General features: G+C 39.1%; 26 protein-coding genes. 16 read left to right on the top strand and 10 right to left on the bottom strand.

What is annotated here, in order from left to right:
* Positions 1-65: 65 nt before the first annotated feature.
* Both B7E04_RS17525 and B7E04_RS17520 read left to right on the top strand, forming a co-directional pair.
* Positions 66-488, top strand: a complete 423-nt coding sequence (locus tag B7E04_RS17525; protein WP_080779835.1) for a PaaI family thioesterase — start codon at positions 66-68, stop codon at positions 486-488.
* 110 nt (positions 489-598) lie between these two features.
* Positions 599-943, top strand: coding sequence for a phage holin family protein (locus B7E04_RS17520; protein WP_080779833.1), 345 nt, complete (start codon positions 599-601; stop codon positions 941-943).
* Between the two features lie 58 nt (positions 944-1,001).
* Here B7E04_RS17520 and B7E04_RS17515 read toward each other — a convergent pair whose 3' ends face one another.
* Complete coding sequence (locus tag B7E04_RS17515) at positions 1,002-1,259, bottom strand: hypothetical protein (RefSeq protein WP_080779831.1); 258 nt, start codon at positions 1,257-1,259, stop codon at positions 1,002-1,004.
* Between the two features lie 323 nt (positions 1,260-1,582).
* On the opposite strand from B7E04_RS17515, the gene B7E04_RS17510 reads away from it, so the two are divergent.
* On the top strand, positions 1,583-3,577 hold the full coding sequence (locus tag B7E04_RS17510; RefSeq protein WP_080779829.1) for a S9 family peptidase: 1,995 nt from the start codon (positions 1,583-1,585) through the stop codon (positions 3,575-3,577).
* Positions 3,578-3,850: 273 nt separating this feature from the next.
* Positions 3,851-4,342, top strand: a complete 492-nt coding sequence (locus B7E04_RS17505) for a DNA-deoxyinosine glycosylase (RefSeq protein WP_080779827.1) — start codon at positions 3,851-3,853, stop codon at positions 4,340-4,342.
* A gap of 186 nt (positions 4,343-4,528) precedes the next feature.
* Here B7E04_RS17505 and B7E04_RS17500 read toward each other — a convergent pair whose 3' ends face one another.
* From B7E04_RS17500 to B7E04_RS17485, 4 genes are all read right to left on the bottom strand, one after another.
* Positions 4,529-5,566, bottom strand: a complete 1,038-nt coding sequence (locus B7E04_RS17500; protein ID WP_080779826.1) for a phosphotransferase enzyme family protein — start codon at positions 5,564-5,566, stop codon at positions 4,529-4,531.
* Positions 5,557-6,462 (bottom strand): sugar phosphate nucleotidyltransferase, encoded by a 906-nt coding sequence (locus tag B7E04_RS17495; RefSeq protein WP_080779824.1) that lies wholly within the window; start codon positions 6,460-6,462, stop codon positions 5,557-5,559. The genes B7E04_RS17500 and B7E04_RS17495 overlap by 10 nt, the downstream gene beginning before the upstream one ends.
* Positions 6,452-7,849 carry a Gfo/Idh/MocA family protein gene (locus B7E04_RS17490; protein ID WP_080779822.1) on the bottom strand — a complete coding sequence of 466 codons (1,398 nt, stop codon included), beginning with the start codon at positions 7,847-7,849 and terminating at the stop codon, positions 6,452-6,454. The genes B7E04_RS17495 and B7E04_RS17490 overlap by 11 nt, the downstream gene beginning before the upstream one ends.
* 226 nt (positions 7,850-8,075) lie before the next feature.
* A complete protein-coding gene (locus B7E04_RS17485; RefSeq protein WP_080779820.1) occupies positions 8,076-8,768 on the bottom strand; it encodes an AIM24 family protein in 693 nt (230 codons plus the stop codon).
* 182 nt (positions 8,769-8,950) lie between these two features.
* Here B7E04_RS17485 and queA point away from each other — a divergent pair, with 182 nt between their 5' ends.
* From queA to B7E04_RS17460, 5 genes are all read left to right on the top strand, one after another.
* The gene (gene queA, locus B7E04_RS17480) at positions 8,951-10,000 is read left to right on the top strand and encodes a tRNA preQ1(34) S-adenosylmethionine ribosyltransferase-isomerase QueA (protein ID WP_080779818.1); all 1,050 of its coding nucleotides are present in this window, start codon (positions 8,951-8,953) and stop codon (positions 9,998-10,000) included.
* Between the two features lie 72 nt (positions 10,001-10,072).
* Entirely contained in the window at positions 10,073-11,107 is a 1,035-nt protein-coding gene (rlmN, locus tag B7E04_RS17475) for a dual-specificity RNA methyltransferase RlmN (protein WP_062648482.1), read from the top strand.
* A 74-nt stretch (positions 11,108-11,181) separates the two neighbouring features.
* A complete protein-coding gene (locus B7E04_RS17470) occupies positions 11,182-12,099 on the top strand; it encodes a sterol desaturase family protein (protein WP_139785432.1) in 918 nt (305 codons plus the stop codon).
* 412 nt (positions 12,100-12,511) lie between these two features.
* A complete protein-coding gene (locus tag B7E04_RS17465) occupies positions 12,512-13,450 on the top strand; it encodes a hypothetical protein (protein WP_317043802.1) in 939 nt (312 codons plus the stop codon).
* Between the two features lie 72 nt (positions 13,451-13,522).
* Complete coding sequence (locus B7E04_RS17460) at positions 13,523-14,500, top strand: polyprenyl synthetase family protein (protein WP_080779812.1); 978 nt, start codon at positions 13,523-13,525, stop codon at positions 14,498-14,500.
* Positions 14,501-14,749: 249 nt separating this feature from the next.
* Here the strand turns inward: B7E04_RS17460 and B7E04_RS17455 are convergent, their stop codons facing one another.
* Positions 14,750-15,046 carry a hypothetical protein gene (locus B7E04_RS17455; RefSeq protein WP_228439976.1) on the bottom strand — a complete coding sequence of 99 codons (297 nt, stop codon included), beginning with the start codon at positions 15,044-15,046 and terminating at the stop codon, positions 14,750-14,752.
* 133 nt (positions 15,047-15,179) lie between these two features.
* Here B7E04_RS17455 and B7E04_RS17450 point away from each other — a divergent pair, with 133 nt between their 5' ends.
* Positions 15,180-17,612 (top strand): alpha-ketoacid dehydrogenase subunit alpha/beta, encoded by a 2,433-nt coding sequence (locus B7E04_RS17450; RefSeq protein ID WP_080779810.1) that lies wholly within the window; start codon positions 15,180-15,182, stop codon positions 17,610-17,612.
* A gap of 400 nt (positions 17,613-18,012) precedes the next feature.
* Here B7E04_RS17450 and B7E04_RS17440 read toward each other — a convergent pair whose 3' ends face one another.
* Positions 18,013-18,399, bottom strand: coding sequence for a winged helix-turn-helix transcriptional regulator (locus tag B7E04_RS17440; RefSeq protein ID WP_080779806.1), 387 nt, complete (start codon positions 18,397-18,399; stop codon positions 18,013-18,015).
* A 166-nt stretch (positions 18,400-18,565) separates the two neighbouring features.
* Here B7E04_RS17440 and B7E04_RS17435 point away from each other — a divergent pair, with 166 nt between their 5' ends.
* On the top strand, positions 18,566-19,627 hold the full coding sequence (locus B7E04_RS17435) for an NADH:flavin oxidoreductase (protein ID WP_080779804.1): 1,062 nt from the start codon (positions 18,566-18,568) through the stop codon (positions 19,625-19,627).
* A gap of 194 nt (positions 19,628-19,821) precedes the next feature.
* Here B7E04_RS17435 and B7E04_RS22235 read toward each other — a convergent pair whose 3' ends face one another.
* From B7E04_RS22235 to B7E04_RS17430, 3 genes are all read right to left on the bottom strand, one after another.
* The gene (locus B7E04_RS22235; protein WP_165439466.1) at positions 19,822-19,983 is read right to left on the bottom strand and encodes a bacteriocin-like protein; all 162 of its coding nucleotides are present in this window, start codon (positions 19,981-19,983) and stop codon (positions 19,822-19,824) included.
* A gap of 34 nt (positions 19,984-20,017) precedes the next feature.
* Complete coding sequence (locus tag B7E04_RS22230) at positions 20,018-20,179, bottom strand: bacteriocin-like protein (RefSeq protein ID WP_165439465.1); 162 nt, start codon at positions 20,177-20,179, stop codon at positions 20,018-20,020.
* Positions 20,180-20,350: 171 nt separating this feature from the next.
* Complete coding sequence (locus B7E04_RS17430) at positions 20,351-21,553, bottom strand: C1 family peptidase (protein ID WP_080779802.1); 1,203 nt, start codon at positions 21,551-21,553, stop codon at positions 20,351-20,353.
* 304 nt (positions 21,554-21,857) lie between these two features.
* On the opposite strand from B7E04_RS17430, the gene B7E04_RS17425 reads away from it, so the two are divergent.
* From B7E04_RS17425 to B7E04_RS17405, 5 genes are all read left to right on the top strand, one after another.
* Entirely contained in the window at positions 21,858-22,376 is a 519-nt protein-coding gene (locus B7E04_RS17425; protein WP_080779801.1) for an RNA polymerase sigma factor, read from the top strand.
* A gap of 11 nt (positions 22,377-22,387) precedes the next feature.
* Entirely contained in the window at positions 22,388-24,655 is a 2,268-nt protein-coding gene (locus B7E04_RS17420) for a VWA domain-containing protein (RefSeq protein WP_080779799.1), read from the top strand.
* Between the two features lie 244 nt (positions 24,656-24,899).
* A complete protein-coding gene (locus tag B7E04_RS17415; protein WP_062648461.1) occupies positions 24,900-25,403 on the top strand; it encodes a GbsR/MarR family transcriptional regulator in 504 nt (167 codons plus the stop codon).
* Positions 25,404-25,471: 68 nt separating this feature from the next.
* Complete coding sequence (locus B7E04_RS17410; RefSeq protein WP_080779797.1) at positions 25,472-25,816, top strand: hypothetical protein; 345 nt, start codon at positions 25,472-25,474, stop codon at positions 25,814-25,816.
* A gap of 7 nt (positions 25,817-25,823) precedes the next feature.
* Complete coding sequence (locus tag B7E04_RS17405) at positions 25,824-26,225, top strand: hypothetical protein (RefSeq protein WP_080779795.1); 402 nt, start codon at positions 25,824-25,826, stop codon at positions 26,223-26,225.
* The last annotated feature ends 200 nt before the right edge of the window (positions 26,226-26,425 follow it).

The following is a 26,425-nucleotide window of genomic DNA, read 5'->3' as shown; positions in this document are numbered from 1 at the left end:
TACTGAATTTTCTGGTATTTCTGCAAAACATTTGGGTACTTTGTATTTCCATTAATTTATTACTCATGACTCCAGAAAAAAAGAAGCTCATCACGGATAGTTTCGAACGCTCAGAAACCTTAAAATTTTACAACGCTGAATTATTAGAAGTAGAAACCGGTTTTGTATCCATTAAAATTCCCAAAATGGAAATGATGACCCGTAAAGCGGGCATGTTCAACGGCGCAATGATCGCCTCACTGGTGGATGTTTCTTCAGGCTATGCTTCCGTAAGTCACTATAAAGATGATTGCTACGTGGTCACCGTTGAGTTGAAGGTTAATTACCTGCGTCCTGCTTACGGAGATGCTTTAGTATCGAAGTCATATGTCATAAAGGGCGGAACACAGATCATTGTGGTAAGAACAGAGATTTATGTAGTTGATGAGAATAACGGTTCCGAAAGTCATGTTGCGACCTCACTCGTAACCATGATGAGGATAAAGTAAAAAACTGCAGAAGCTTAAATATTCTGTAAACTGTGATCCAGACTGGTTTTTTGCAGCCAAATGGAACAGGTTTTGCTCATTATACACCATAAACATTAAAAAATAATAATATGAACTTAATTATCAGGCTGTTGATTACAGCAATTGTTGCCTACCTTCTGACAAAGGTGCTTCCGGGTGTACATTTCGAGGGTTTTTCTTCAGCGATTATCTTCGCTATCGTGCTGGGAATCCTGAATATATTTGTAAAACCTATTCTGGGACTTTTGGGACTGCCACTTACGATTATTACATTAGGATTGTTTGCTTTGGTGATTAACGCGGTAATTATTCTTATCGCTGATTATTTTATAGACAGTATGGTGGTAGACGGTTTCTGGTGGGCACTGATCTTTAGTGTACTGCTGTCGTTTGTGACCTCGCTGGCCAGTTCCATGTTTTCAGATGGAGACTAAATAACAGATTATAACAAAATAGAATCGGCTGTTTCATTGAAACAGCCGATTTTTTCATTTAAGAATAATGATTATTGATCCATTCAAGACACTCCTCATAGGTTTGCACCTGTGCCGGCGTTTGGATATAAGGAGCATTGGTGGGTGCATTTTCGGCGATTTTGGCAAGAATTTTATCTAAAGTTCTGCCTTTGAAATCAACTCTTGTTGCCTGAATCGAACCATATTTCAAATGGTCTTTGTGGATGTGCCATAGGTTGGGGGAACCTGCATCTACCTGCGTGGCTTTAAAATTACCTGTGTCTAGTGTACTCATAATGTAAATTTTTAAATGGTTTTAATTAATATATCGGACGGTTTTTGTATTGCTGTTTTTATCATGATAAAGACAAAATTGTAATGACTTTGCTGATGTAAAAATCCGGTTTTTAAGGAAGCGGCAGAAGAGGGAAAATACCCATCTTTAGAAAATAGGAGTTTTCCTGTAAGCACGAATCTTGATTTGTGAATGGAATTTTATTACCAATTCGTTCGCTCATTTTTATTTTAAGTACTAACTTTGGAAATCTTTGAATTAAATAAAAGGAATTCATGAAATCGGCTTGATTCCATAGTTCCGTAAAAAATGAATATCAACATATGAAACTTAAGTACAGCCTGCTGGCTCTGGCAGCTCCGCTTTTAATGAATGCACAACAACTCATGACGCCTGAAATTCTCTGGACTTTAAAAAAAGTAGGAGTACAGGCTGTTTCACCGGATCAGTCTTCCCTGATTTACAAAGTAGGACAGGTAGACCTGAAAACAGAAAAGACAAAAAACGAGAGCTACTTTCTCAATGTGATCAATAACCAGTCTTCCAAAATAGATTTCGGTAAAAAAGCCCTTATCCAATGGGATAAAAACGGAATTTATGCCCAGGAAGGAGATAAAATCTATCTTTCGAAAGATAACGGAAAAACGTGGTCTGAATTTTATACCATCGGAGAAGCTGATAACATCGTGATCTCTCCGGACGGTAAAAAAATTGCTTTCAGCAAACAGGTTCTGGTAGAAAAGCTGATGGGGAAAGACAAATACAGCGATACCCCTAAAACAACAGCTCAGGTATACACAGACCTGAACCACAGACACTGGGATTATTTCAATGAAGGGAAATATAATCATGTATTTGTAGTCAATACCACAGACAAAGCAGAATCTGCAAAAGACCTTCTGGAGGGTAAAACATGGGATTCTCCCCAGCGACCTTTCGGTGGTGCGGAAGATTTCATATGGAGTCCGGATTCTTCACAGCTGTTATACGTAACAAAACCTAAAAGCGGAAAAGAATATTCCACAAGCACCAATACCGATATTTTTGCCTATGATCTGGCCTCAGGAACCACCAAAAATCTGACAGAAACCAATAAAGGCTATGACGTCAATCCAAAATTCAGTCCGGACGGGAAATCACTGCTTTGGCAAAGTATGGCCAGAGATGGTTATGAAGCCGATAAAAATGATGTAAAGATCATGGACTGGAAATCAGGAAAGACCACTAACCTTACAGCCGGTTGGGACGAAAGTGTTTCCGGAGATGTATTCTGGGGTGGTGATTCCAAAGCCATTTATTTTACGGCAGCCTTCAGAGGGACAAAACAGCTTTTCTCTATAGATCCTAAATCTGCGAAAGTACAGCAGATTACAAAAGGTGATTTTGATGTTAATGAAATCTTTACAGACAATAAAACCTCACTTTTAGTAGGAAGAACAGACATCAACCATGCTACGGAATTATTCTCTGTCAATTTGAAGAACGGAGAAATGAAGCAGGTTACAGAAGCGAACAAAGATACCTACGCTAAACTGGCACAGGGGAAATCTGAGCTGAAGATGGTAAAAACATCAGACGGCAAAGAAATGGGCGTATGGTTCCACTATCCACCTAACTTTGATCCAAACAAAAAATACCCGACACTGGTGTACTGCCAGGGAGGTCCACAGTCTGCGCTGACCCAGTATTTCAGCACAAGATGGAACTTCTCTTTAATGGCAGCCAATGGATATATCATCGTAGCGCCAAACAGAAGAGGAATGCCAGGATGGGGAACCCAATGGAACGAAGAAATTTCCAAAGACTGGGGCGGACAGCCGATGAGAGATTATCTGGCAGCAACAGACTTCGCAAAAACACTGCCTTACGTAGATGGGGAAAGAGTAGCTGCGGTGGGAGCCAGTTACGGAGGATACAGCGTATTTATGCTGGCAGGAATTCACGAAAACAGATTCAAAACATTCATCGCGCATGACGGATTATTCGATATGAAATCATGGTATCTTACTACAGAAGAGCTTTGGTTTGCGAATTGGGACCTTGGTTCTCCTTGGGAAAAACCGCTTCCAAAAGCCTATACAGAATTCAATCCAAGTAACTTTGTAGAAAAATGGAACAAACCGATTATGATCGTTCAGGGCGGAATCGATTTCCGTGTGCCATACGAACAAGGTCAGGAAGCTTTCCAGGCTGCAAAATTAAAAGGTTTGAAATCTAAATTAGTTTATTTCCCGAATGAAAACCACTGGGTACTTCATCCGCAAAACGGATTGGTATGGCAGAGAGAATTCTTCGACTGGCTGAAGGAAACCTTGTAATCTAAGCTCAAAATGAATGATTAAAATGAATTGAATTTCTTTTGATTATTCCTGAAAATATCAATAGGAGCGGGCTTTAGCCCGCTTTTATGCAATACAATCAAAGGCTTTAGCCAAAACCTATTCCGCACTTTCAATGTAAACATCTGTGAAAATCTGCGGAATCTGTGGTTAAAAAAAATGATATCATTAAGAAGAATGTTTTATCATCATCTATTATTAACATTCAATGTTTTCAAGAACGGTCTTTAGCCAAAATGTATATATTTGAAGATGCAAAAAAGAATCTCCTCCTTTCCTCCAATCATTGATAACCAATCTGAAATTCTGATTTTAGGTTCTATCCCAGGGGTAAAATCTTTGGAGAAACAGCAGTATTATGCCCATCCGCAAAACAAATTCTGGACGATTATTTTTCACTTATTCAACGAAGACTTAACTGATGATTATGCCAGGCGGCTTAATATTCTAAAGGAAAACCACATCGCTGTCTGGGACGTCATTGATTCCTGCGAAAGGAAAGGAAGTCTTGATTCGGAAATTAAGAACGAAGAAGCCAACCGGATCGCTGAACTTCTGGATGAGCATCCCAATATCAAGGCCATCTTCTGCAATGGAGGAAAATCCTACAAAAACCTTCAGAAGCTTTTAGGAAAAAACTACAGGTTGCCCATATTTCAGCTGCCTTCCACAAGTCCTCTTCATACAGTTTCATTTGAAACAAAATTAGAAGAATGGAAAAAGATTCAGGAATTCCTGACATGAGATTTTTAGGCGTGGTTCAATTTTTTATTTCTCGCAGATGAAACAGATGGAGCAGATTTAGGATGATGCATAAAAATCTTAGATTTTCAAACAACTTAATTGTACTTCTTTGCAGCAAGAGTTTAAACTTTAAATCAAACTAAAGTGTCAAAAAAACTTTTGCGCCTTTTGTGGTTTAAATCAAACTTATTCCGTGATCCTCAGATACGTTCTCAGACTCTTTAACAGTTCCAGCTGGTTTCTCGTCCTGTCCAGATTATGTTCCGGGTGTTTGGTTGCATAATATGTACTTCCGTTGAGATAATCAGTCAGGAAACGCACTGCCTGAATATAGATGACAGTCTGAGCGGCATAATCAAGATTTTCCAGTTCTTCATAAGTCAGTTTTTGCCTTAAATACAACAGAAATCCATCTTTTATCGTTCTGTAGATATGTGGATTAAAATTATCATCTGCATAGCCGTTATCTTCATCCAGCGTATTGGTGTAAGACCTTGCCATATCGCCAAAGTCATACAGGATCGTAGAAATCGTTACCGTATCCAGATCAATAACGGCCATAGGTTTTGAAGTAGCGTCGAAAAGAATATTTCTTACATTAGGATCTCCATGGATAATTCTTTTAGGCAGAATCCCTTGTTTTTCCATTTCAATCCATTTTTCGGGAAGGGAAAGCAGCTCATTCATCATTTCTATTTCGGGAGCGGCATTCTTCACCAGGTATTCGTCTGCATTTTGCAAAGCCGTATGATAATCCAGGATCCTTTTTTCAAAATTAATAAAATCCGGGATCGGGGTCTGAATATCAGGCAGATCTTCAGGATTGATTGTATTTAAAAAGCATCCCACTGCTTTTGCGGATTCATAGGCTGTTTTTATATCAGGAATTTTAAATAAAGTTCTGGCATCTGCTATATAGCCAAGCATCCTCCATGATCCGCCTTCTTCGTCTTTTACAATAAAGTTTCCGGATCTGTTTTCTTTTGGTTTTACCAGCTGCAGGGGATAATCTCCTTGTTCCAGCATGCTGTTGATTAAAAGATGGTTATGGGTGATAACCTCAGGAAACGGAAAAACCTGACCGTTGATTTTTTGAAGAATAAATTTCTCCTGAGAATCATGATCTTCCACCAGGTAGGTCGCATTAATAAGCCCGTCTGTAACAGGACTGATGCTGCAGTTTTCGGTTCCGGTAAATCCGCTAACGATTTGTTTTAATTCCATAGATCTTCGGGATATCTGTTTTTTTTGATTTCTGTGGTCAGAAAATCTTTAATACTGCTTTTGTCATTGGCATAGGTAACGCCCATCCATTGGGAAGGAGAGGCTTTTACCAGTACCTTTATCTTTTTTTTGTCAATCATTCTCTGTACAGCAGACGGGATATAAAATTCCTCCGATGGCTCCGGATCTGATTGTATAAAATCATTAAAATAGAGTTCGAGATACTCAAAAATGTTCGGATGAAAGATAAAAAAGTTCATAGAAACCAACGCGTTTGGCTCCATCTCTGTGTCTTTTCCGTTTTCAGTATATACAACTGAATCTCCTTCCTGCCGGATAGAAGTTTGTTCCACGATCCTGATCAGATAATTTTCATCATCCAGCGTACAGATTCCCCTTGCCACCTGACCATTTCCGCTTAGGGTAGAGCCTACTGGATAACCCGCCATCCCAAATTGTGAGCCAGAGATATGACGATCAATTTCTTCTGCCGCCAGCTGATAAGCTTCCTTTCCGTAAAAATCATCGGCATTGATCATAACAAAAGGTTCTTTTACCACGTTTTTTGCACAAAGAACCGCATGTCCGGTGCCCCAGGGTTTTTCCCTTTGTGAAAAATCATAATTTCCTTCAAGGAAGCTGTTAACTTCCTGATACACCCAGTGAAGTTCAAAATGAGCGTCCTTAGCTATAGCATTTAATCTTTCAATATAGCTTTGAGGAATAAGCCTGTTTACGATAATTACGATCTTGCTGAAACCCGCTTCCAGTGCATCATACACCGAATATTCCAGGATCGGCGAACCGTTATCCAGTATGCCGTCTATCTGTTTTAATCCTTTATAGCGGCTTCCCAGACCTCCGGCCAGTATAAGCAGTGTTTTTTTAGAATTCATCAGTCATTCCGAATACAGGTTTACGGGTTTTCCATTGTCCGTTCGTAAAATCAGGTATATCTACAGCCTGACCTCCTTTCGCAATAGATTCCTCGCTAAGCGGGGTAATGGAATACCATAATGCAAGATCATACACATCCATCGGGAATTCTATATTCCGTTTGATGCATTCAATAAAAGTATTCATAACGAAGAAGTCCATTCCGCCGTGTCCTGCGCCTGCAGCCGTATTTTCAAATTTTTTCCACATGGGATGATCGTGGTCATTCATCCATTTCTCTGTGTTTTCCCAACGGTGGCTGTGGTTCATTGTTTTTTCAAAGTAAATATGTCCCTGGCTAAAATCTCCCCATCCGAAATCCTGCCACAAACCTTCCGTGCCCTGCACTCTGAATCCAAGATCGTAAGGTCTCTGTAAACTTGTATCATGGGTCAGGAGAATCGTTTCACCATTGGCACACGCAATCTGGGTGGTAACCACATCTCCCTGGTTGAATTTCACTTTTGCACTGGGATGATTTTCTCCTCCTTTGGCATGCTCCACAACATATTTATGCAATCCTACAGACTTTGATGAGAATGAAGAAAGCCTGGTTAGTCGGTTTCCGCGGTTGATATCCATCATCACGGCTACCGGTCCTAATCCGTGGGTTGGATAAAGCTCTCCGTTGCGTTTTACATAATGTTCCGTTCTCCATTTAGCTTCACTGAAGCCTTTTTCTCCAAACTCAGCACCTGAATTGTATGGATTGATACCGTCATTGAAAAGAACGCCCCTCAGATCATGCTGATAGCCGCCTCTTCCATGAACCAGCTCCCCGAACATGCCCTTACGCACCATATTCAGAATGGCCATAATATCTCTTCGGTAACACACATTTTCCATCATGAAAATAGGAACTTTCGTTTCTTCATATACCTTCACGAATTCCCAGCAGTCCTGCAGTTTAATAGCCCCGGAAACTTCCATACCTACGATTTTTTTCGCCCGCATGGCCTCCGTTCCCTGGGGAAGATGCCATTCCCATGGAGTAGCGATCACTACGGCATCTATGGTTTTTAGCTTCAAAAGATTCCTGTAATCATAATCGCCGTTTGAAAATTCCTGGGCGGCAGATTTATTGTTGTCTTTCAGTATTTTCTGGGAAGCGGCCAGCATTCTTTTGTCCGGATCCGCAAAAGCTACGATTTCCACATCATTGCGTTTGGCGAGCAGTTTTACATGCTCCTGCCCCCGGAGACCTACACCGATAAAGCCCACACGGACTTTTTTATCTGATTTGAAATCACTGGAATAGGCAAATAGGGAATTAGGTAAAACCAAAGCACCAAAGCCGGCAAGAGCAGCTGTTTTTATGAAATTTCTGCGTGAAGAGGTGTTGTCCATGAAAATTTTTTCCCTAAATATATTAAAAACTTGCGAGGTATGGAGGGTGGGTGGAGAGTTTGAGGGTTTGAGAGTGGGAGAGTATTAGAGTGTAAGTGTAACCAAAATTGAAACCCGACATGCTACTACCTTCTACCTGCCACCTGAAATCTGCCACCTATTACCTGAAAAAACAGCTGCCCTCACCAGAGAACAGCCATTTCATAATCATCAATTTTTTAATGCATTATTTTTCTGTGTAATATACTTCTTCGTATGGCTGGATCAGAACCCATCCGCTTCCTGAGAATTTCATCTGGAACTCTTCACCGCTTCCTCTTCCGATCAGGCTTTTTAGCGAAACGTTGGTTTTCAGGTCCGGGCTTAGGTTACCGGACCATGCTACAGTCGCGTTAGGATCCGTGAATACAGGATTGTCAGGAGTAACCATCAGCGTCAGAGGTTCACCGTGCGTTGTGATTGCAATATGCCCGGTTCCGGAAAGTTTTACCTGGAAAAGACCGCCGGCCATCATCCCTGCTACACTTTTAAGCATGGTAATATCGCTTTTTACACTCTGCTCATGCGCCAGGACATCATTTCCGTTAACGCATACAGATTCATTGTTCAGATAAAGGATACGTACTTTCTTACCGGAATCTGCCACATACAGCTTGCCGCTGCCTTCAGCTTTCATCAGCTTTGTTCCTTCACCGCTGATGGCTTTCTTTAGCAAATTGCCGATACCTCCGGCCAGCATTCCCTGTCTTTCAAAGTTGATGCTTCCCACATAGCCTACCATACTTCCTCTTTTGGTCCATACTGCCTGATTGTTTAGATTAATTTCCAACAAATGCGGCGTTTCAAGTTCAAAGTAATCTCTTTGCTGTGGATTTTCTTTAGTTTCGTTTACAAAAGCTTCCAATGAATATTTGCTCATAAGTGTAAAAGTTTTAAAATATTTTCAAAAATAATCTTTTTTAACGTTATAAATTACCGTAAAATCACGGTTTTAAATTTGATTTTAAATATTACTTGACAAAGGGGTGTTCAATGTCGTATATTTGCACTCCGAAAATTACATAGGTAATTTGAATAATTTTTAAACCGTAATTTAAAAAAATGAAAACATCAGATTTTAATTTTGATCTTCCTGACGAATTATTGGCAGAACACCCATCTGAACACAGGGACGAAGCCAGACTAATGGTTCTTAACAGAAAGACAGAAACTATTGAGCATAAACTTTTTAAAGATGTAGTGGATTATTTTGATGAGAAAGATTTGTTTATTTTCAACAATACCAAAGTTTTCCCTGCACGTCTTTACGGAAATAAGGAAAAAACAGGCGCTAAAATTGAAGTTTTCCTTTTAAGAGAGCTTGATAAAGAAACCAGAGTATGGGACGTTCTTGTAGATCCTGCCAGAAAAATCAGAATTGGTAACAAATTATTCTTTACTGAAGACGAATCTTTAGTAGCTGAAGTGATAGACAATACCACTTCAAGAGGAAGAACATTAAGATTCCTTTTCGACGGATCTTATGAAGAATTCAGAACCAAGCTGAAAGAACTGGGAGAAACTCCGCTTCCAAAATATATCAAAAGAGCAGTAGAGCCGGAAGATGCGGAAAGATATCAGACGATCTATGCTAAAATAGAAGGAGCAGTAGCTGCCCCTACCGCAGGTCTTCACTTCTCAAAGCATCTGATGAAAAAACTGGAGATCAAAGGAATTGATTTTGCTGAAGTAACGCTTCACGTTGGTTTGGGAACATTCAACCCGATTGAGGTGGAAGATCTTTCCAAGCACAAAATGGAGTCTGAGGAAATCATCATCGATGAGAAAAATGCTGCCATCATCAACAATGCGGTAGAATCTCACAGAAGAGTATGTGCTGTAGGTACTACTACCATGAGAGCTTTGGAAACTTCTGTTTCCTCAAACAAAAAGATCTCTGCATTCAACGGCTGGACGAATAAATTCATTTATCCGCCTCACGATTTCGGAGTGGCCAACTCTATGATCACGAATTTCCACACGCCAAAATCTACATTATTGATGATGATTGCCGCGTTTGCCGGAAAAGATTTTATCATGCATGCGTATGAAGAAGCCGTAAAAGAAAAGTATAAATTCTATTCTTACGGTGACGCTATGCTAATCCTTTAATAAGAAAATAGGAATTAGGATTTAGGGCTTATTTGTTCCCTAAATCCTAAGCCCTAATACCTATACCCTATCATGAAAGATATCCGTACATTATCATTAGACCAGCTTAAAGACTACTTCGTCACTTTAGGGGAAAAACCTTTTCGTGCGAAGCAGGTTTATGATTGGTTGTGGAGTAAAAATCTCCATTCAATTGATGAAATGACGAATCTTTCGAAAAATCTCCGGGAAAAAATTTCCGAAGAGTATACCATCAACCCGGTTTCTGTAGACCTGCTTCAGAAAAGTACGGACGGAACCATTAAAAACGGAGTGAAACTTCACGACGGACTTTTGGTGGAATCTGTTCTTATTCCCACCGAAACAAGAACTACAGCCTGCGTTTCCTCACAGGTAGGATGTTCATTGAACTGCGAATTCTGCGCAACGGCAAGGCTGAAAAGAATGAGAAACCTTGAAGTGGCGGAAATCGTAGACCAGGTAGCCCTGATCGACAGCCAAAGCAAAATGTATTTCAACAGGCCGCTTTCCAATATTGTCTTTATGGGAATGGGGGAGCCGATGATGAATTACAAAAATGTGGTAGAAGCCATCAGGAAGATTACCCAGCCGGAAGGCCTTGGAATGTCTCCAAGAAGAATAACCGTTTCTACTTCCGGAATTCCGAAGATGATCAAAATGCTTGCAGATGATGAGCTTAGGGTAAAACTGGCCCTTTCACTTCACTCAGCCATAGAGTCCAAGCGTAATGAAATCATGCCTTTTTCTGATAAGTTTCCATTAACGGACATTATGGAGGCCCTTCAATACTGGTATCAGAAAACCGGCTCTGTGATTACCTTTGAATATTGTGTATGGAAAGGCATTAATGATGGGGATGAAGATATCAAAGCTTTAATTAAATACTGCAGACAGGTTCCTTCCAAAGTGAATCTTATCCAGTACAATCCTATCGGGGACGGTAAATATGATCAGTGCAATAAGCAGGCAGAAGACAATTATGTCCGCCAGCTGGAAAATGCCGGAATTACCGTTATGATCAGAAAAAGCCGTGGCGGGGATATAGATGCGGCATGCGGACAGCTTGCCAATAAAACCACCGATTAAAATTTCCTTAAAAAAATCCAAATTTTTTCTTAAACTTTTCCTAAACTCCTACCTTTACATAAAGAACAGTTATTATGGACTTCTTTATGAGCGAAGACGGGCTGGAAAACGTATATGCTTGGGCTATTCCTTTTCATGCAGCCGTTATTCTGGCAGAAATGATCTACAGTCATGTTTCAGAAGCTAAACTGTACAATGGGAAAGACGTGGCAACAAGTATTTATCTTGCCTTGATGAACTTTGGTCTGGATCTGATCATGAAGGCTTTTGCCATGGGAGTCATGTTCTTTTTTTACAATCACAGGCTTTTCAGCTGGGAATTTACAGTCTGGTATTGGCTGATCTGTTTTACCATTACAGATTTTGCCTACTATGTGCTTCATTATGTAGATCATCATTCCCGGGCGTTCTGGGCGGTTCATATTACCCATCATAATTCAGAATATTTCAATCTGACCACAGGTTTCAGAAGTCCCGTCCTGCAGCCGCTTTACCGGTATCTTTATTTTTCTCCGCTGGCATTTTTAGGATTTAATCCATGGCATATCATGGTAGTATATGCCATAGGACAGGTGTACGGAACATGGGTGCATACGCAAACCGTAAAAACAATGGGTATCCTGGAATATATCCTGGTAACGCCTTCACACCACAGGGTGCATCATGCCTGCAATATCAAGTATCTGGACCGGAACATGGGTATGTGTCTGATCATCTGGGATAAAATTTTCGGAACCTTTGAAAAAGAAGATCCCAATGTACCCGTGAAATACGGTATCTATCCCAAAATGCCCGACAATAAACCGGATACGGTTCTCCTTTACGAATGGAGAAAAATCTGGAAAGACATCAGGCAGCCGGGATTGAAATTTTCAGACCGGATTAATTATATCTTTAATTCTCCGGGATGGAGGCATGACGGAACCGGAAAAACAGTCAGGCAGTATCAGAAAGACTATGTAAAGAAACAGTCTGAAAAGGAAAATCTGTGAGAAACCTGAGAAATTTGCAGTAAAAATATTAACCACAAAAGTCACAAAAGTTCTTTAACACTTAAGTTTTTTTGACACTTTAGTTCAAATAAGATTAATTGATGATTCGAAAAAAGTACACTTGAGTTTTTTAAAATCAAAGATTTTCATTCATCATGTTAGAAATCTGCTCTATCTGTTTGATCTGCGAGAAATTAAAAATCAAACCATTAAGATCAATTTAAGTTGTTAAGAAATATTAAGCTTGAGCTTCGCCTTAGGAATTCGCTTAAAAAATCTTTAGATTTTCCTTAACTCTTCTTATCTCCTTAATTAAACTTAATATTTCAAAAAATATCCACAATCATCTGTGAAAACCTGTGAAATACGTGGGAGAAAAATTATTAAGCACAAAAGTCAAAAAAGTTACGTTATGCAGAAGAAGAGTAACTATAATCTTTCCCAACTCCCGTTAAACCCGTATTTTTACTTCATGAAAAAAATCCTTCTTCTCTTTGCTGTCATTATCTTTCAATCATCGTTTTCCCAGCAGACTGATTTTTTGAAGATCAGAAAATTCAGGGTAGGTTACCTGGATGACAAGGTTCAGGAAACATCCGGATTGAGTATTCTGAATGGGAAACTGTATACTTTCAACGACAGCGGAAATGCACCTGAGCTTTTCGAGATTGATGAAACTTCCGGTAACATCAAAGGTACATTTGCAGTTAACGCTAAAAACAAAGACTGGGAAGCACTTGCGAATGACGGACAGAATTTCTATATCGGGGACTTTGGAAATAACGGCGGAACCAGAAGGGATCTTGAAATTTATAAATTGCCGTTTCATAATGATAAGCTCCAGAATGATTCCATTTCTAAAATTTCCTTTTATTATCCGGAGCAGACGGAATTTATTCCAAAGTATACGGATAATGATTTTGATGCAGAAGCCATGATCTATCTCAACGGAAAGATCCATTTATTCACTAAAGAATGGAAATCAAAAGCAACAACCCATTATATCATAGACCCCAAGATAACAGAAAAGCAGAAGGCAGAGAAAACAGAAGCTTATAAAACAAACTATGTGGTTACGGATGCTGCTTACTTTGATCATCAACTCTATCTGATAGGCTACACAAAGAAAACGGAAGTCTTCCTGAATATTTTTAGGGAAACAGAACCGGGTGTGTTTTTTAAAGAAACGCCCAAGCATTACTATCTCGGGAGTTCTCTGGCAATCGGGCAGATTGAAGGGATCGTCGTCAATGAAGCCGGAATCTATATTTCAGGGGAAAAATTCAAGTCACGACTCGGAACTGCAAAACCTGCACTGTATTTTATTCCAAAAGAAGAACTCAGAGATTAATTTTGTATTAAAATTGCTTGAAAAAAATTATCTTTGTGAGAATTACTAATTATTTATTTTCATTCACAGATTTTGGCAAACATCGTAGAAGAAATTAAGCGACCGATCAATGAGGAAATGAAACTTTTCGAGCAGAAGTTTTATGAATCCATGCAGAGCAAAGTGCCTTTATTGGATAAAGTAACGCGTTTTATCGTTACTACCAAAGGAAAGCAGATGCGTCCTATGTTTGTATTCCTCTGTGCAAAGCTGATTGGTGACGTCAATGAAAAAACGTACCGCGGAGCTTCTATGATTGAGCTGATTCATACGGCCACACTGGTACATGATGATGTGGTGGATGAAAGTTTCAAACGACGTAATTTCTTTTCCATCAATGCATTGTGGAAGAATAAAATTGCAGTATTGGTTGGGGATTATCTTCTTTCAAAATCAGTATTGCTTTCTACAGATCACAAAGACTATGATCTTTTAGGGGTGATTTCCAGAACGATCCGTGAAATGTCTGAAGGGGAGCTTTTACAGCTGGAAAAAGCCAGAAAACTGGATATTACAGAAGATGTTTACTATGAAATAATCCGTCAGAAAACAGCCACGCTGATTGCTGCCTGCTGTGAAATAGGGGTTCTCTCCAATAATGCGGATGAAACCCTTGCAAAAAAGATGATGGATTTCGGAACCTATACCGGGATGGCTTTTCAGATCAAGGACGACCTTTTTGATTATCTGAGTTCAAATGTTATCGGTAAACCTGTAGGAATTGATATCAAGGAGCAGAAGATGACCCTTCCCCTGATCTATACGCTCAAAACAGCGAATGAAAAAGACAGAAAGTATTATTTCAATACCATAAAAAGGTATAACAACGATCAGAAAAGGGTAAAAGAGCTTATTGAATTTGTAAAAAGCTCCGGAGGAATGGATTATGCCATCAAAACGATGAAAGATTTTCAGCAGAAGGCAAAAGATATTCTGAATGAGTTTCCGGATTCTGAGCCCAGAAAATCATTACACCTGATGCTGGATTATGTAATCGAAAGAAAATTTTAAAATTAAAATCATAAAAAACCGGAATGCGGCGAGCGTTCCGGTTTTTTTATTTAACATTTGATATTGCAAAGTTTTTACACGGGAATGAGAAACCTTGGATGGAGCTTGAACTCACCGTGTCAAGGTTCTGAACCTTGACACGGTGAGCCTGCCATAAATCAAAATCACGGTTATTATGAATAATCAATATATTCTTTTAATGCATTTTATGAATATATTTTTGTTTATCGATCATTATACTGAAATGGCTTAAATGATTTTCACAGTCAGTATGATAACAGCTAGAACTATACAAAATAAAGCAGTTAAAAATAAATAATCCGCAATAGTCTCAAATTTTATTTCCCGCTTTTCATTCCTTGTTCTTATGGCCAGGAAAGAGAAGAAGCAGCTGCAGGCAAACAACAGGCAAGACAGGCCGGCAAATTCATCCAGATGTGTATTGCTGCTGATTTTAGTGATTTTTAGGGAAGTAATGATAATCAGGGAAAAACCTAAAAGGTTACTCGATGCATTCAGGATATGAGGTGATTTTTTTTCCATCATTTACAAATTTTTACAAGATAAAACATCATTTTTTTATTATCAAATTTTTAAAAAAAATTATTGAAAATTAAAATTAATTTAAAAATTGTATATTAGCGCCATACTTGAAGAATAAAAACTTTTATATCTAGCTATGCAGACAACCTATATTGAAACACAGCAAATCTCTTTCCAGGATTTTAAAAATCAGATAATTGAAGACTACAGGTTAGGAAGGATTTCACGCGAGATGTCTTATCTTGGAAGAAGAGAAGTACTTACAGGAAAAGCTAAATTTGGAATTTTTGGGGATGGTAAGGAGCTACCTCAGCTGGCCATGGCAAAAGTTTTCAGAAATGGGGACTTCCGTTCGGGATATTACAGGGATCAGACTTTTGCATTGGCAGTAGATGCATTATCGGTTGAAAGCTTTTTTGCACAGCTGTATGCAGATACAAGTGTAGAAAGAGAGCCTGCATCGGCCGGAAGACAGATGAACGGTCACTTTGCAACCAGAAGTTTAAATGAAGACGGAAGCTGGAAAGATCTTACGGCACAGAAAAATATTTCTTCTGATATTTCCCCTACAGCAGGACAGATGCCAAGATTATTGGGATTGGCTCAGGCTTCTAAAGTATATAAAAGTGTAAAATTTGAAGGGTCTGAAAAGTTTTCAAAAGACGGGAACGAAATAGCATTCGGAACTATTGGAGACGCTTCTACAGCAGAAGGACATTTTTGGGAAACTTTGAATGCAGCCTGTGCACTTCAGGTTCCTATGATTGTTTCCATCTGGGATGATGGTTACGGAATTTCAGTTCCTACAAAAAATCAGAGAGCAAAAGCTGATATTGCTGAAATGCTGAGCGGTTTCCAGCGAAAAGAAGGCGAAAATCAGGGCTGTGAAATTATCCAGGTAAAAGCATGGGATTATCCTTCACTATTGGATGCTTATGCAAGGGCTGAACATTTTGCAAGAACAGAAAGCATTCCTGTAGTGGTGCATGTAATTGAGGTGACACAGCCTCAGGGGCATTCTACATCAGGGTCTCACGAGAGATATAAAAATGAAGAGCGTCTTTCATGGGAAGCAGATTTTGACGGACTGCTGAAATTCAGAGAATGGATCCTGAACTATTCCATCGAAATTGAAGGAAAAGAAGAAGTAATTGCTTCTGCTGAAGAATTGGATGCAATAGATGAAGAGGCTAAAAAAGTAGTAAAAGCAGGCCAGAAAACAGCATGGGAAAGCTATCAGAAGACCATTACAGACCTGGTTCAGTCAGTTCTTCCATTAGTGGAAAACCTGAAAGGCCAGAACGCTGAAATTGAAGGGTATATTGCCCAGTTCAACAAACTGGTTTCCAAAGCCAAAAAAGATATTTTCCACCTGACCAGAAAAGCTTTACTGGCCACAAGAGGAACAAATTCTGCAGAAAGAAACCAACTGATGCAGAAATACAATGAAATTTTTGAAGTTGAAAAAGACAACTATTCTTCCCACCTATATTCACAATCCCAGTGGAAAGCTGAAAATGTGAAGGAGGTTCAGCCTGTATTTTCAGAGAATTCTGAAGAAGTGGACGGAAGAGTAGTGGTAAGAAATAATTTTGACAAAATCTTTGAAAAATATCCTGAAACTTTAGTGTTTGGTGAAGATGCCGGAAATATCGGTGATGTGAACCAGGGACTGGAAGGAATGCAGGAAAAATACGGTGACGTACGTGTAGCAGACACCGGAATCCGTGAAGCAACCATTCTTGGACAGGGAATCGGGATGGCTATGAGAGGTCTAAGACCTATCGCCGAGATCCAGTATCTTGACTATATTCTTTACTGTTTACAGGGAATGAGCGATGATCTTGCAACGGTTCAGTACAGAACAAAAGGCGGTCAGAAAGCACCGGTAATTATCAGAACAAGAGGTCACAGACTTGAAGGTGTATGGCATTCCGGTTCTCCAATGGCAGGGATCCTGAACCTTTCAAAAGGAATTCTGGTATTGGTGCCAAGAAACTTAACAAAAGCTGCCGGATTCTACAATACCATGCTTCAGAGCGATGATCCTGCGGTTATTGTTGAATGCCTGAACGGATACAGGTTGAAAGAAAAGCAGCCGGATAACTTAGGAGAATTCACCGTTCCTGTCGGAAAAATTGAAGTGACAAAAGAAGGGAAGGATGTTACCCTGGTAACCTACGGATCTACCTGGAGAATTGTGATGGATGCCGCAGAACAATTGGAAAAAATGGGAATTTCTGCAGAAGTTATTGACGTTCAGTCTTTAATTCCTTTCGATTTAACAAGCGAAATTGCTGAAAGCGTTAAGAAAACCAACAGATTGGTCGTAATTGACGAAGATGTGGAAGGAGGGACTTCAGCGTTTATCCTTCAGCAGATTTTAGAAAAACAAAAAGCATTCAGATACCTGGATTCAGATCCGCTAACGATTGCTGCCAATGATCACAGACCTGCTTATGCAAGTGACGGAGATTACTTCAGCAAGCCTTCTGCAGACGATATGGTAGAAAAGATCTACGCGATGTTCAATGAAACAAATCCTCAGAAATATCCTGCGATATTTTAATAAGGATTTCAGATAAAATTAAGCCGCTTTCTTTTAGGAAGCGGTTTTATTTTATTTATTTTTACATTTGAAAATTTTGGGTAACAAATGAAAAGTTTAGCACAGTTTTTTAGGACAAGAAAAACCGCATTGATCATTTCTTCAGTCTATGTGGGAGCAGGAACTTTGGCTGTTTATTCCCTTTATCCTGATGATCCAACATTTGGGGAATGGTCCTTGTATATCATAATAGGCACTTTTCCTGTTACCTTTATTAGCTTTATGTACAGATATATAGAAGCAGACGCTTTTTTTGGTGTTTTGATGATCCAGTTTATAATGTTTATTATAACATTTTTCGTGTTATCGCTATTTATAAGAAATAAGTATGAAAATTGATATAATATTATTCTACAGATAATTAAGCTTTAATCTGCTGTCTAATTTCCTTATCCAACATGTTACAATCCTTCTCCGGATACAATTCCTTATTCTGATATTTCGCTTCCCATTCCTCAAGCATATACAGAATTGGTAGCAAGGCCAGTCCTTTTTCCGTAAGGGAATATTCCACTCTAGGAGGGATTTCTTTAAACTCTTCCCGGATAATCAATCCATCTGTTTCCATTTCTCTGAGCTGATCGGTCAGGACCTTTCTGGAAATCACATGAATTCTTACCGCCAGCTCCCCAAAACGTAGTTTACGATCCTTGATAACCAGTGCAATGATAGGTTTCCATTTGCTTCCCAGGGCAGACATTGCCTTTCCCAAAGGGCAATTGTGCTTCATTAATTCACTCTTTTTCATAGCGTGTTGTATTTCTTAAAAGCGGTGCGGAATCAGAATTTATATCCGTTACTTTTATGTTACTAATGTAAGTTACTGCGAAGTTACCACTTTTTTCTGACAAAAGATACAAATGCAAACTATTATTAGTTACTTTGTGTAACAATTATAAAATACCAATTTAAAAATGAGTACAGAATCATTATTTAAACCGTTCACTTATAAAAATCTTGAGCTTAAAAATAGAATTGTAATGGCGCCCATGACCAGAGCTCAATCTGATAATGGAGTACCTACCCAAAATATAGCAGACTATTACGCAAGAAGAGCCGCAGCAGAAGTAGGATTGATTCTTTCGGAAGGAACTGTAATCAACAGAACAGCTTCCAAAAATATGCAGAACATCCCGGATTTTTATGGGAATGAAGCATTGGCAGGATGGAAAAACGTAATTGATGCCGTTCATCAGAACGGAGGCAAAATGGGACCACAGATCTGGCACGTAGGAGACACCAGAATGTCTGAAGATTATCCGCTGGCTCAGATGGAAAAGGCTTCTACAATGACTTTGGAAGATATTCAGGATACGATTAACCAGTTTGCGGCTTCTGCAAAAGCAGCTAAAGACTTAGGGTTTGATGTGGTTGAAGTTCATGGAGCACACGGATACCTTATTGACCAGTTTTTCTGGGAAGTGACCAATACCAGAACGGATGAGTATGGAGGAAAAACCATTAGAGAAAGAAACCGTTTTGCAGTAGATGTCATTAAAGCAATCAGGGCTGCAGTAGGAGAGGATTTCACCATAATTTTACGTCTTTCCCAGTGGAAACAGCAGGATTACAGCAGCAGGCTGGCCTCAACTCCGGCAGAAATGGAAGAGTGGCTGTTGCCTTTAAAAGAAGCAGGTGTAGATATTTTCCACTGTTCACAACGCCGTTTCTGGGAACCGGAATTTGAAGGTTCAGATTTGAATTTTGCAGGCTGGGCGAAAAAAATTACCGGACAGCCAACAATCACCGTAGGTTCTGTAGGTTTAAAAGGAGATTTTATGAGCGCTTTTGCAGGACATGGAACCGAAAAAACCGATCTTACAGACCTAACCAGAAGGCTTGATAATGAAGAATTTGACCTTGTTGCGGTGGGACGCGCACTTTTACAGGACCCGCAGTGGGTTAAAAAAATAAAAACCGGAAGTACGGAAGAACTTCTTGATTTCTCGGCAGAGAGCATGGGAAAACTGTATTAAGGTGAATTGTGAATTGTAAATCCGCTTCGCTGTCAATTTTTTGATTCTGGAATTACAAGGAATCATCATTCACTTGCGAAGCAAAATTGACCATTGACCATTCACAAATAATATTTTTCTTTATTTTTATATAAATTTTCACCTATTTATTAAAGAAACCCGCTTTCAGAACTTCTGAAAGCGGGTTTTGATTTTTAATCCGGACACTCCATAGTGTTTGGAATACATTTCCATCTGGATGGAAAACCATTTTTAGGCGGAACATAGCATGCTGTAGTTCCTTCCGGACACTCAGGAGCATTTCCTCCATTGATTTTCTTTAAATCCGCTTTAGCCAGTTTTTTTAGATTTTTCATATTTTATTTTTTAGAGTGATGAACATAAATGCTTTTACTGTTTAGGGCATCCCACACCAGGTTCACAAGTCCAGTAACTTGGAATTCCGTTTTGAGGACGGTGGTAGCAGGCTGTAGTTCCTTCCAGACATTCAGGAGCGCTTCCTCCATTAATTTTCTTTAAATCTATTTTCGTTAATTTTTTTAAATTTTTCATATGTAATAATTTGTTGATGATTAAAAGTATAATATTTTCAATAGATAGCGAAATATTTCATATGAAAATCCGGGATAAAAAAGCAACTGCGCCCCAGATGATCCGGAGCGCAGTTTTAACAGATTTAAATATCTAAAATTACCGTGATGAACGGTAACAGTGATTGATGGATTATAAACCGATATTTTTAGTAGGCTTCAGCTGCTTCACGATGCTTTTCGGAATAGCGTTCTTATGAATCAGGATGGCTGTGGATTTATATTCTACATAAGGCCTTGTTACGTAAAGATATCCTTCAAAATCATTCGTTACACCCCATGAATTTTTCACCATATAATATTCCTTACCGGTCTGGTCCTTGGCCAGTCCTACAATGTGCATCCCGTGATCATCAGTTGTAGAAAGGTTGTTAAGGCCTTTCTGACGCATATCTTCAGTGATGGTTTTATCTTTTTTAGGCTCAGTAAATAAAGTCTGCTTGTTGTCACCAGTGATCTGGTTCAGGTCCATATCCGGAACATAGGCAACCCCGTTTTTATAAGAAAAATAAGGTTCCGAAACATCTGTTGCCCATCCTACAGAGTAACCTTTGTTTACAGCATTGTCGATAATTGCCGTTAAATCTTTCATCGGAACATTCCAGTCGGAATCATGGCTCCAGTTATCAGGGATTGGAACTACAAACTTCTGATAGTATGGGTAATCTTTATAAGAAGAAATTTCTACGTAATCTTCAGGATTGATGCCTACTACTTCTTTCGCAAAAGTCTTTGGAGTGTAATTTTTTCCTTCATAAGTAAAGTTAGCCGGAACTTTTCCAAGGTATTCGTCAAGGATGGCATCTACTGCATCCATCCAGTTATCAGTAAGCTTTCCTTTGGAACCTGCCTGAACAAGACTGTCCAGAACCGGCTTTAGTTTTCCCTGCATTTCCTTAAAATTATTCAGGGTTTGACCTTGCTTCAGCCCTGTATACACATCCTGAGGCACGGCGCCGTATTTTTTGTACATATTGATCACGTCGTGAAGTTCACCTCCGTCACCCCAGCTGATGGCGCCACTGTTCAGTACATATAATTTGGCTTTATCGTGGTAAGAATTTCTTGCCGTAAAAATTTCAGCAAGGTCTACAGGTTTTTTACCCATTCTCTGCATTTCAGATTCCAGGAAAGAATTCCCCGAATAGCTCCAGCAGGTTCCGGATGAACCCTGGTTCTTCACAGAGGTTGCTCCTACATCTTTTAATGTAGTGAACTGGAAATTAGCATTTTGAGATTGGTTGTTTTTTAATTTGTTGATCAGATCATCCTGGGCAAACATCATACTTCCTGCAGACAAAACAAAAAGTAATGAGGTAATTTTGGTATTTTTCATTACTATAAAAAGATTATTTATATGAATAGTCGTTCGTTGTTGAGATTTGTTACAGAGGGAAAAGTTAAATTTGGAGAGGTGGAAAAGCGAAAAGGCTAAATCGCAAAACGGCAAAATCGCGAAACTGCTAAAGAGCATGGGAAGCAAAGGAAGCGAAGAATGAAGAGAAAGCTTAGATGGCAAATTTGCAAATCAGCTTATTTGCCCTTTTGCGATTTAGCCTTTTCGCCTTTTTGCAAAAAAAATAAAAACTTTTCCAACCCCTCTCAAAGTTTACGCATCTATAAGAATATAAAGCCTGACTATGGAAAGAGAATTACTAATAGAATGCCAGCGTGGCAGCCGCAGTGCACAGCGGAAGGTCTACGAGAAAATGGCGGGTAAACTGTTCGCGGTCTGCCGGCGCTATCTTAAAAATGATGAAGACATCGAAGAAGTGTTGGCCGATACTTTTTACAAAATCTTCACGAAAATTACCCAGCTTCAGGATCTGAATACTTTTGAAGGATGGGCGAGAAAAATTGCAGTCAATGAATGTCTTCAGAAATTAAGAGCAGCCAAAGCGCAATTCATTTCAATGGATGACCACTTTATTGAGACATCAGGAACGCTTTCGGAAAGTATTTCCTTTGAAAAAGATATCCTGAACCTGCTGAACTTCCTTCCCGAAGGATGCCGCGCAATATTCAATCTTTTCGCTATTGAAGGCTATCCTCATAAAGAAATTGCATCCATGCTTTCCATCAGTGAGGGCACTTCAAAATCTCAGCTCAATTTTGCAAGGAAAAAATTACAGGAACTTTTGGTGAATCAGAACATTTAAACTTTAGAGCAATGGAAAATAATCAAGATATAGATAAAAGATTCAATGATGCTTCTAAGCTTTCAGAAGAGCCGGCTGTTTTTCCGGGTTTTGATAAAGTTTGGGCTAAAGTTGAAGAAAAATTAGATAAAAAAGAAGATAAAAAGAGAATCGTTCCGGCCTGGTTCCCCTATGGAATTGCAGCCAGCCTGATCATCGGACTTGGGGTCCTGTATTTTTTAGATAAAAAAGAGATGAAAACTCCGGTTCAGCCGACTTTTGTTCAGAAAACGAAAGAAAGCCCTGCGAAAGATCATATCCAGGTGATAGACAGTACGGTGAAATCCAATATTGAAAAAGAAGCTGAACTTGTAACTCCTTCGGTTCTTGCCTATACGCCAACAAAGGTCGTTAAGGAAACTGTGTCCTCAGAGATGACTTCCGGCAGCATTCCGGAAACATTTCCTGAATATGCAGAGCGCAGCCAAAGGAATAAAGATACTCTAAGAGAAAAAAATATAGAAGAAGTCGTGGTATTGGGCATGGGATATAAAAAGGCAGTTGCCTCTGTAACATCATCAAGCTCTATGATTGCTTCCACGGAAATTGCGAAACCTTCAACGGTGGCTGCTTTAAGTGGGACAGTCCGTGGCATTACCGTATCCGGCAGCCGGAAAAATTCAGGTATTATGATCCGCGGAGCCAGCAGCATAGGTACGGAAAAACCATTGATTATAATAGATGGAGTTGTGTTTGATGGAGCATCCGGGATATTGAACCTTGTGGACTCTAAAAATATAAAAGAATTAAAGGTGATCAAAGGGCTTGAAGCCACAGCTTTATATGGCAGCAAAGCTAATAATGGAGTCATTCTATTGACCACGAAAGGATTGTCAAAAGAAGATATTGATAAACTTAAAGAAATTTCCTCCACTAAAAAAGAAGACCTGAAAGAACCGGAAATTGATTTACCAAAAGCAGGACAGTTAACCGCAGGGGAAGTCAATGATTTTTCAAAATGGGAATATTGGAAAGATATAGCAGTTCCTACGTTAGACGAGTATAAAAATACCTGGAAGTTTTTCCCTGACCGAAGGGTTTCCGTTCAGTTGGTCAATAAAAACAGAAAGCCTGTCATCGGGGAAAAGCTGAGACTGCTGAATGATAAAAAAGAAGTCATATGGGAAGCTGTTTCCAATAATCTTGGTAATGCGGAATTATGGATTGATCCTATGAAAGACAGCCATCCGGTTTCTGAAAAATACTATTTAGCGGATGGTTCAGGGCAGGTCATCAGCAGTAATATAAGGGATTTTAAAAATGGACAGAATCTTATTATCCTGGATAAAGCCTGCATTACAAAAAGAAATCTGGACCTCGCATTTGTGGTAGATGCAACGGGTTCCATGGGCGATGAAATTGCTTACCTGCAATCTGAACTGCTTGATGTTTTAAGAAGGGTAGAGAATAATCTGAAAAATACAACCGTAAGGTATGGCTCAGTTTTTTACAGGGATCATGGCGATGAATATGTAACCAGAAAATTTGATTTCTCCGACCACGCTGAAGAACTGGTGAATTTTATTCAGAAACAAAGAGCAGGGGGAGGCGGAGATACACCTGAAGCGGTGGTAGAAGCCATGCAGGTTTCCGTAGATGAATTGAAATGGAGTTCTGAAAACTCTGCAAAAATCATGTTTCTGATTCTTGATGCACCTCCACACCGTTCGGAGGAGAACATCAGTAAACTGTATGAAAAAATAAAATCCGCTGCCAAAAAAGGCATTACCATCATTCCTTTATCGGCAAGTGATGCAGACAAGCAGACGGAGTACCTGATGAGAACCTTCGCACTGATGACCAACGGAACCTATACTTTTCTGACTAATGACAGCGGAATCGGTAACAATCATATAAAACCGACCATTGATTCCTATGAGGTTGAGAAGCTGAATGCCATGCTGCTGAGACTGATTCTGCAGAGAGCCACACTTCCAGAATGTAATGACGGAATTTCAAATGACCATCTGAATAAAAAGCTTGAAACGGAAGTGAACAACCAGCCGGAATCCAAAACACTGATCTTCCCGAACCCTACAAAAGGAATTATCAACATAAAATCCAGAAATGCAATAGAGGAACTGTTTGTCTATGACCTCGCCGGAAAGATTATCATGAGAAAAGAACATTTAAATGAAGGTAAAAACACAATTGACATCACCTCATATCCCCAAAGTATTTATCTGATCAGATTGAGAATTAAGGATCACTGGGAAACCTTTAAGGTGATTAAAAATTAAGTCAGAGAAAAAAGAAATTTCCACGGAAATTTCTTTTTTTGTTTAAAGGATTTGAATAAGGAGTCACAAAGTGACGACTTAACTCAGGATAGGATAAAATCCTATCAAAATTAAAATGCATAAAAAACCATCCGGAACCAGTCATTGAATTAAGGATTTAATAAAAATGAAATTAATTTTCAAAAATTATTGAAAATTCAAAAAATATAATTACATTTGTCATAGAAATAAAACAGAAGACAAAATGAAACTTTCAGAAGCAAAAGAAAAATACATCCAGACATGGGGAACGTTTGCAACCAACTGGGGCATTAACCGGACAATGGCACAGGTTCATGCATTGCTTCTGGCGAGTGGAAAACCGCTTTCTACGGATGAGGTGATGGAGCAGCTGGAAATTTCCAGAGGAAATGCCAATATGAACCTCCGGGCCCTGATAGACTGGGGAATTGTAAGAAAAGAATTCATTAAAGGAGACCGGAAAGAATATTTTATAGCGGAGAAAGATGTCTGGTATCTGTTCAAACAGATCACCAAAGAGCGCAGAAAGAGAGAGATAGAACCTGTGATTTCCTTTCTGGAAGAACTGAAAAATATAGACGACAATGATTCTGAAGAAGCAAAAGAGTTTATCAAGCTGATGAGTGATTTCAGTTCTGTGACAGGGAAGATCAATAATATTATGGATCTGGCGATTAAAAGCGATGATCACTGGCTGGTAGGAAAAATTACCAACCTGCTGAAATAGAAGAGGATTAAATCCTTTTTTATTTGAATTAAATTTTCAAAAATTACTGAAAATATAATATTTATAAGATGTTTAATATTGTCTCATATATCATTTTCCTCACGGTGAGCTCTTACATCACGGTAGATGTCGGAAGGAGGTGCTTTCAGGCGGGCAAAACTTATCTGGAATACCTGATTCATGACAAGGATATGTGCCTTACGATCAACAGGATACTCCTCGGATGCTATTATCTTTTAAATCTTGGCTATATCGCTGTTAATCTTGCATTTTGGACCCGTGTAAATTCTATTGAAGAAGTAGTTGCGGTGTCTGCCGCCCGCATCGGGTTTATCACTCTAATCCTTTGTGCACTTCACTATGTCAATATAATTACGCTATACTTTTTAAGAAATAAACTAACCCTTAAATAATACAACGATGACTGCAACAGTTTTAACCGCCACGTACAATTTTTCAGCGTACATGATCTATCTGCCCATTGTAATAGCTCTTACCGTGTTGGTATCCCAGTTTCTGTTTAAAAATTCAAAAACATTTATGATTGATATTTTTCACCAGAAAAAAGATATTGCGATGGCCACCAATTCCCTCTTTAAGATTGGATTTTACCTTCTCAATATAGGATTTGCCCTTTGCATTATTGAGTTTTTCCAGATTGAAACCATAGAAAGGTTGGTAGTAGCACTGAGCAAAAAGATCGGAGGCTTCTCTATTTATCTTGGAATTATGATGCTTTTTAACCTCCTGCTATTCCTGAAAGGCCGTAAACATGCCATGAACAAAGAAAAATATATCGATAATGAAAACGCTCATTTTTAAAATCTGGATGTATCTCACTTTCAGATCCGGCCATAAAAGAACCAGAGGTGATTTTTTAACCTTTTAAAAATTGATAGCCATGATGTATCATTAGGATTGAAACAGGAACTAAAAAGCTTGCGAAAAAGATCATTATCAAATAGAAGATACACTTATATTATTCTTATGGATTCTTTGGATAGCCCTGATTTCAGGGCTAT

The organism is Chryseobacterium phocaeense, from assembly GCF_900169075.1.
Lineage (GTDB): Bacteria > Bacteroidota > Bacteroidia > Flavobacteriales > Weeksellaceae > Chryseobacterium > Chryseobacterium phocaeense.
Note: the sequence above shows the minus strand (reverse complement) of the source record. Positions and strands in the feature narration are given on the sequence as shown.

Excerpts from the sequence above, each read along its gene's own strand:
- B7E04_RS17450 (WP_080779810.1), top strand. The coding sequence starts at position 15,180 with ATGCAGACAACCTATATTGAAACACAGCAAATCTCTTTCCAGGATTTT.
- B7E04_RS17405 (WP_080779795.1), top strand. The coding sequence starts at position 25,824 with ATGACTGCAACAGTTTTAACCGCCACGTACAATTTTTCAGCGTACATG.
- rlmN (WP_062648482.1), top strand. The coding sequence starts at position 10,073 with ATGAAAGATATCCGTACATTATCATTAGACCAGCTTAAAGACTACTTC.
- B7E04_RS17505 (WP_080779827.1), top strand. The coding sequence starts at position 3,851 with ATGCAAAAAAGAATCTCCTCCTTTCCTCCAATCATTGATAACCAATCT.
- B7E04_RS17440 (WP_080779806.1), bottom strand. The coding sequence starts at position 18,399 with ATGAAAAAGAGTGAATTAATGAAGCACAATTGCCCTTTGGGAAAGGCA.
- B7E04_RS17410 (WP_080779797.1), top strand. The coding sequence starts at position 25,472 with ATGTTTAATATTGTCTCATATATCATTTTCCTCACGGTGAGCTCTTAC.
- B7E04_RS17455 (WP_228439976.1), bottom strand. The coding sequence starts at position 15,046 with ATGATGGAAAAAAAATCACCTCATATCCTGAATGCATCGAGTAACCTT.
- B7E04_RS17415 (WP_062648461.1), top strand. The coding sequence starts at position 24,900 with ATGAAACTTTCAGAAGCAAAAGAAAAATACATCCAGACATGGGGAACG.
- B7E04_RS17420 (WP_080779799.1), top strand. The coding sequence starts at position 22,388 with ATGGAAAATAATCAAGATATAGATAAAAGATTCAATGATGCTTCTAAG.
- B7E04_RS17510 (WP_080779829.1), top strand. The coding sequence starts at position 1,583 with ATGAAACTTAAGTACAGCCTGCTGGCTCTGGCAGCTCCGCTTTTAATG.
- B7E04_RS17470 (WP_139785432.1), top strand. The coding sequence starts at position 11,182 with ATGGACTTCTTTATGAGCGAAGACGGGCTGGAAAACGTATATGCTTGG.
- B7E04_RS22230 (WP_165439465.1), bottom strand. The coding sequence starts at position 20,179 with ATGAAAAATTTAAAAAAATTAACGAAAATAGATTTAAAGAAAATTAAT.
- B7E04_RS17425 (WP_080779801.1), top strand. The coding sequence starts at position 21,858 with ATGGAAAGAGAATTACTAATAGAATGCCAGCGTGGCAGCCGCAGTGCA.
- B7E04_RS17465 (WP_317043802.1), top strand. The coding sequence starts at position 12,512 with ATGCAGAAGAAGAGTAACTATAATCTTTCCCAACTCCCGTTAAACCCG.
- B7E04_RS17495 (WP_080779824.1), bottom strand. The coding sequence starts at position 6,462 with ATGAATTCTAAAAAAACACTGCTTATACTGGCCGGAGGTCTGGGAAGC.
- B7E04_RS17430 (WP_080779802.1), bottom strand. The coding sequence starts at position 21,553 with ATGAAAAATACCAAAATTACCTCATTACTTTTTGTTTTGTCTGCAGGA.
- queA (WP_080779818.1), top strand. The coding sequence starts at position 8,951 with ATGAAAACATCAGATTTTAATTTTGATCTTCCTGACGAATTATTGGCA.
- B7E04_RS17525 (WP_080779835.1), top strand. The coding sequence starts at position 66 with ATGACTCCAGAAAAAAAGAAGCTCATCACGGATAGTTTCGAACGCTCA.
- B7E04_RS22235 (WP_165439466.1), bottom strand. The coding sequence starts at position 19,983 with ATGAAAAATCTAAAAAAACTGGCTAAAGCGGATTTAAAGAAAATCAAT.
- B7E04_RS17485 (WP_080779820.1), bottom strand. The coding sequence starts at position 8,768 with ATGAGCAAATATTCATTGGAAGCTTTTGTAAACGAAACTAAAGAAAAT.
- B7E04_RS17435 (WP_080779804.1), top strand. The coding sequence starts at position 18,566 with ATGAGTACAGAATCATTATTTAAACCGTTCACTTATAAAAATCTTGAG.
- B7E04_RS17500 (WP_080779826.1), bottom strand. The coding sequence starts at position 5,566 with ATGGAATTAAAACAAATCGTTAGCGGATTTACCGGAACCGAAAACTGC.
- B7E04_RS17515 (WP_080779831.1), bottom strand. The coding sequence starts at position 1,259 with ATGAGTACACTAGACACAGGTAATTTTAAAGCCACGCAGGTAGATGCA.
- B7E04_RS17490 (WP_080779822.1), bottom strand. The coding sequence starts at position 7,849 with ATGGACAACACCTCTTCACGCAGAAATTTCATAAAAACAGCTGCTCTT.
- B7E04_RS17520 (WP_080779833.1), top strand. The coding sequence starts at position 599 with ATGAACTTAATTATCAGGCTGTTGATTACAGCAATTGTTGCCTACCTT.